This window comes from Paraburkholderia sp. UCT31 (assembly GCF_014397655.1).
GTDB lineage: Bacteria > Pseudomonadota > Gammaproteobacteria > Burkholderiales > Burkholderiaceae > Paraburkholderia > Paraburkholderia tuberum.
Window position 1 is genome coordinate 1 of sequence record NZ_VZQP01000133.1, and the last position, 5,132, is coordinate 5,132.

5 protein-coding genes and 3 pseudogenes are annotated in these 5,132 nt (G+C 59.9%); 3 read left to right on the forward strand and 5 right to left on the reverse strand.

Annotation, left to right across the window (positions count from 1 at the left end; genetic code table 11):
* Positions 1-86: pseudogene (locus tag F6X40_RS40890) on the reverse strand (IS6 family transposase); the annotation flags it as partial.
* Positions 87-333: 247 nt separating this feature from the next.
* Positions 334-666, reverse strand: coding sequence for a hypothetical protein (locus F6X40_RS40895; protein ID WP_316251897.1), 333 nt, complete (start codon positions 664-666; stop codon positions 334-336).
* 166 nt (positions 667-832) lie between these two features.
* Between F6X40_RS40895 and F6X40_RS43055 the strand changes: the two are divergent.
* Positions 833-1,226, forward strand: a pseudogene (locus F6X40_RS43055) (DNA-binding protein); the annotation flags it as partial.
* A 29-nt stretch (positions 1,227-1,255) separates the two neighbouring features.
* Here F6X40_RS43055 and F6X40_RS40900 read toward each other — a convergent pair.
* Positions 1,256-1,459, reverse strand: a pseudogene (locus F6X40_RS40900) (IS6 family transposase); the annotation flags it as partial.
* Positions 1,460-1,898: 439 nt separating this feature from the next.
* On the opposite strand from F6X40_RS40900, the gene F6X40_RS40905 reads away from it, so the two are divergent.
* Entirely contained in the window at positions 1,899-2,600 is a 702-nt protein-coding gene (locus tag F6X40_RS40905) for a YoaK family protein (RefSeq protein ID WP_187631811.1), read from the forward strand.
* A gap of 793 nt (positions 2,601-3,393) precedes the next feature.
* Here F6X40_RS40905 and F6X40_RS40910 read toward each other — a convergent pair.
* Together F6X40_RS40910 and F6X40_RS40915 are read right to left on the reverse strand one after the other, a co-directional pair.
* Positions 3,394-3,618, reverse strand: a complete 225-nt coding sequence (locus tag F6X40_RS40910; protein WP_187631812.1) for a hypothetical protein — start codon at positions 3,616-3,618, stop codon at positions 3,394-3,396.
* Between the two features lie 105 nt (positions 3,619-3,723).
* Positions 3,724-3,987 carry a pentapeptide MXKDX repeat protein gene (locus F6X40_RS40915; RefSeq protein WP_262421745.1) on the reverse strand — a complete coding sequence of 88 codons (264 nt, stop codon included), beginning with the start codon at positions 3,985-3,987 and terminating at the stop codon, positions 3,724-3,726.
* Positions 3,988-4,714: 727 nt separating this feature from the next.
* Between F6X40_RS40915 and F6X40_RS40920 the strand changes: the two genes are divergently transcribed.
* Positions 4,715-4,996 carry a hypothetical protein gene (locus F6X40_RS40920; protein ID WP_187631813.1) on the forward strand — a complete coding sequence of 94 codons (282 nt, stop codon included), beginning with the start codon at positions 4,715-4,717 and terminating at the stop codon, positions 4,994-4,996.
* Positions 4,997-5,132 lie beyond the last annotated feature (136 nt).

The following is a 5,132-nucleotide window of genomic DNA, read 5'->3' on the forward strand; positions in this document are numbered from 1 at the left end:
ACGTCCAACGGATAGTGCAGGCGCTTGAGAACCTTGCTGATACCCGCAGGCAGCGTCGCACGCGAGGACTTTTTCGTCTTGGCCATCTCGATCGTGATCCATGGAAAAATGCGAATTCTAGCGCAGTACGTTAGCGCGACAGAACCGCTTCGCCGCGTTGTGCGGGCTGGTTGCGACGCTTGTGCTGTATCGTCGCGGTGGCGCGGTGGAACGTTCGGCGAAAGTGGTTTGACGATAGCCGGTAGCTCAGGCGATCGACGTCATTCCCCATGCCCGGCGTCGAAGTGGTGACGCCTTCAACTAATGGAATGGACGACCCCACCCGAAACGGCATCAATGTGCCAAAGTGGTCGGTGTCGTAACACCACCTGATCGGAGAGAGTTCCATTCCATTAGTTGAAGCAGATCCTCGTGCGTAAGCGACGATAGCGGTTTGCCCAGCTGGACGATCGCCCACGGCAACAGCCGCCCGGCTTCCTTGCGGTAGTTCTCGAAGGTGGTTTTTGTGTCGACCACGCGTGCGAGCCATGCGCGTATCACATTGAGATCGTCGACTGCTGTGATCTGCATGCGGCCGTTCGCGCGGTTGGTGCCGTGTCGTCCATCGAGTTCGGCCGGCAATTCGACCGCATCAAGCGGACGCGGTACGATCAGGGTCGTTTTCATGGTCGAGAGCGCGGCGGGTCCAGTTTCGGGGTGTCAAGCGATGGTTGTCGCATCTGTGCCGCGTCATTTCAACATTATAGGATTAGTGTCAAATACGTAGACGGATGCGTTGGATATGACGCGAATTACGTTGCATTACTAATCAATATCCGCGCAAACCGCTCCGGTGTCCAACGTCGTCCCTGACGAAACCCGGCTCACCGCCGAGATCGACCGCCTGAGGGCCGGCTTCCCAAAGACGCGATCTGCCCGCGAGGTCTGCGCGCTGCTGTTCTTCCGGTTCGGAATCGCGCCGACCGCGAACCGGCTTTACCTGCTGGTGAAGCGGGGCAGCATGAGCGACCCGCGCAGGTGCTCGGCGGGTTCTGGACCGAACGCGCTAGAAAAGAAAGCCGCGTACGCATCGAGCATCCGGACCTGCCCGCCGATCTCGCGGCGGCCGCCGGCGAACCGGTCGCTATCCTGTGGAGGCGCGCCACCACGTCAGCGGGGCGACGCTCGGCGCGCTGCAGTCGGTCGCCGCCGCCCGCGACGAACTGGGCCGCATCGAGGCGACCCTTCGATTCGCGGGTGGCCGCGCAGGTCGAGGTCGCCCCAGCGGATGCCTGCGCTGGCGAAACACGCGGGCCAGCACCGGCAGGATCTTCAGCGCCCAGCGATGTACGGTAGCGTGATCGACGGCTACACCCCGTTTGGCCATGATTTCGTGGAGCTGATGCAGGCTTAGCGGGTAGGCCGCATACCAGCGCATGCACACCAGCATGATATCCAGCGGGTAGTGAAGGCGCTTCATAACCTTTCGAAGGTTCGATGTTTCGAGCTGCAGATAGAGCGGTTTTATGGACTCCAGCTTAACCGGACTGGCTTACCGCGACAGAGCCACGAAAGATTCGGTAAATGCTCGTCGGATGGCTTTCGCGTCGACCTTTGCTGATTCCTGTCGATCGGCAACATGTGCCACTGGCACTCAAGGTACAGCGCCTTCAGGATGTGGTTGAACAACAACCACCGGGGCAACTAGCGTCTATGACACACATCGGCTGACATCCACAAATAACCGAGCTTGACTCTCGGGGAAGTCCTTGCGAGCACAATCAGCCGAAACCAGTTTCACAGAGACGAGGGGGGCGATGCTGTGGGCATGGGTCCGTCTTGTGTGGATGCGCTGCTGCTCCGCGGTCCGGTCATCCGCTGGTATATTCGGCGGAACAAGCAAGACCGGAGAAGATGCGATGAATCTGGATGCGGCTAGCCGAAGCCGGGGCGTGGCGGTGCTGTTGACGTTGTCCGGCGGATTTCTCGACGCATTTACCTATGTCGGTCACGGGGGCGTGTTTGCTAACACAATGACGGGAAATGTTGCACTGCTTGGTATCGAAGTCGCGGCCGGGAACTGGGTGCAAGCGGCCCGTCACATCCCTCCACTAGTCGCGTTCGTGTTCGCGGTATTCGTGGTTCACCTGTTGCGCCTGGACGCCGTCACGCGTTCGATTCGGCGTCCTGCGCTGATCTGTCTGCTACTCGAGATCGTGTTCCTGGCCATCGCATCAAGCGGTCTGGTCGGGGCTTCGGAAGTCTGGCTTATTCCGGGCATTTCGTTCGTCGCCACGCTGCAGACCTTGTCGTTTACACATCTCGAGAATCTGACCTATACGTCGGTCATGACGACCGGGAATCTGCGACGGGCTGCGAAGAGGCTGCTGGAAGGCCTGATTCCAAGATATGACAGGACAGCGTTGCGGGATGCATCACTGCTCGGAATGGCCGGCTTCAGTTTTTTCGCGGGCGCGGTGCTCGGTGGCGTTTCCACCCGCGTGTTGCACAGCGGGGCGCTGTGGATCTCGGTTCTGCTTCTCGTGGGCGCGCTAATGCGGATGGTCCAGCTGGTTGTCTGGCCGGGGTCCAAGACTGGGTCGCAAGCGCCGCGTGCATGAGGATGGCCAAATTAGCATCGCACCCTCTCGTGTACAAGCAGAAAATCGCAGCTTCATTCACAGACATGTGGGTAAACCTGAGTCCTCAGAGGTATCACTTCGTCTGCAGTTTGGAACGAGGTCTTTCCGGCTCAATCAGGCATCCTGTCAAAATCAACGCCCTCGATCATCTCCGCTATTTGCTCTAGATCCCTCGTACGTCTCGCGGCTAACTGTGCGCGGCGCAGCGATCATGGGGTTGTCGAATTTGACATCCTGGGCGTGCATTTCGTGCTCACTCTGAATGAATCACACGTACGGACGAGAAACGTGTTTTCGCCCCAACCGAACGTTCCATACCGGTTCAGTTGCAAGCTGCCGTGCCTGCCGACATAGAGAATCGCGGCGGCTTTGGTCGTCTGCAGCGCAATAAAAAGAAAACCGCTGTGCGACGCCGGGGCGGGTGGGGACGTCGACGACCTTGGGAAGCGATTACGCGCGGGCCGGATGGCATGGTGTGATACGCGATCGTCAGCAGCCAGGCCCAAAGTCATCCTGACGGCCGAATCCAGAAACCGGGACGAAAAGAACCCATGCGTTTGTCCATGACGGAACCCATCGCAATGACAGGCGGTACGAGCCGTGTGTTGCGGTGCTCGTCATGGGTCGAGCCACCTTGGTGGTCTTTGGCAGGCACTGCTTTCGTGGCCCACGAGCCGTCGATGCAGGTCCGATACCAACGATGCGATTGCCCAACCGCGAAAGCGCTCCAGACAATGGCCGGCCCCGGCCGTCACGTCATCCGCGATTCTGGTTAATGCGCCTCGATAAATTGCACGATCTCGCCGCTATCGCGCTTGAGGTACAGGTCGTCGCCCTTGATGCGCACCTCGTTGCAGGCGTAGGGGATCTTGCTGCCCTTGCTGCAGACCTTGCCGTCCTGTGCTTTCCAGTCGCCGTGGTCTGCAAATCGAGCCGTTTGACGGCGCGTTGTTGCCGTGTCGCTGCCGGCGACAGTTAAACGCGCCAGGTGGCGCAAGAGCCGCGCGTCATATTGCGGTTCTGTAGATGTTTCCACACACCCCGGCTCGGTCGATGCGGGAAGGGCTGACGTCGTCCGTCGCCCTTCACGTCAGACTTTCTCCTAGTTGGCACTCGTACCCGAGGCGTGGTTACCCATTCCCATCCCGCCATCTTCCTTCTTCATCATTTTCTTCTGATGCTTCATCGGTTTTTTGGCCATCGTACCGCTTGCAGCCATGGGTTCGCTTGCGGCCATTGCGCCCTTTGACATCGAGTTGTTGCCCATCGCGCCACTCGACTGGGCGAATGCAGAAGTACCCAGCATCAGAAGGCTTGCTGAACATGCAGCCATGATCAGACGTTTCATCTTGAGCTCCTTTTTCATGACGTGAATCCGGCCTGTCGCCAGTTTGTTATCCCCCGCTTTCACCGGTTCTTCCCGGGGTGCCCTCTACATGTTCCTCTGCGCTTCAGGCACCGCCAAGTCAGTTCTGTGCATTTCCCCCGGTCAATCCTGTAACCCGTCGGGGCGGCTATTTCTGGGCCCCGATGAGGTACCCCGGCTTCCTGTGACCGCGCCCGGGCATCAGCATTCCGACGCCAACGCGCGTCGCATTTCGCTGCCGCTCGCGGACTGACCGGTTGCCCGCGTCAATCCCTATCTCCGCCCGCTCGCATTCTCGCCCGCGTCGCTTTATATAACGCTTGAGGTACGGGAACGGTGGACCCGTGCAGCGGTGAAAGATGAACGTGTCTTCGTCTTTCGGACATGGCCGCCGGGAGGTGAGCGCTTTGCGGAGTTCGGAGATCAACGGGACAGCGAGCCGGCTTAAGGATCGCCGGCCGCCCTGGCCGGTTGATACAGTGTCCATCCCCTTTCCCGCGTACGGTGCGATGCCTCCCGTCACGGCCTTCGAATCAGCGCGTCGCCCCATACCACTATCAGCCATACGGCGAAAGTTGGACCGGCGACCTCGAAGCCACGCTGTGCGGCCGGGGGCTCTATTTGCCGTCGCCGTCGAGATTCTGCGATCCGTGGGACTGCCGCCCCCGGTTTAATCTTGACACGCTGCACAACGCGGCCGTCCGCGTGCAGTAATTTCCGGTGGTTCATGCCGCTCTGCGCCAATGTCCGCCGGCAGGATGCCGACGAGATCCGGAACAACCGGGAATTGCTGCTCGCGATGGTCGATCAACGCTCGATGGGGCTGATTGCAACGATCGACGCCGAAAGAACACAGCACGCCGCGTCACCCGACCTGCCAACGGCGGTCGATAACGTTGTGCCGGTTGCGGAGAGTGCGCTGGTTCGTATCCATTGTCGGGTGCGAATGCAAGAGGGCCGACGAGATCGTGGAAATGGTGCAGCGGCAACAACCCAGCGGCAGCGTTAGGCAGGCGATCTGGCACCCGCATTGTTACGGCATCGGCTTCACCACCCTCTACGATGGACGTTGAACCTGGAGAAGCGGCCTGCGGACAGTTCGCTATAGCTGAAGGCGCGTGATTACGGTACGACCGGTCACTTAG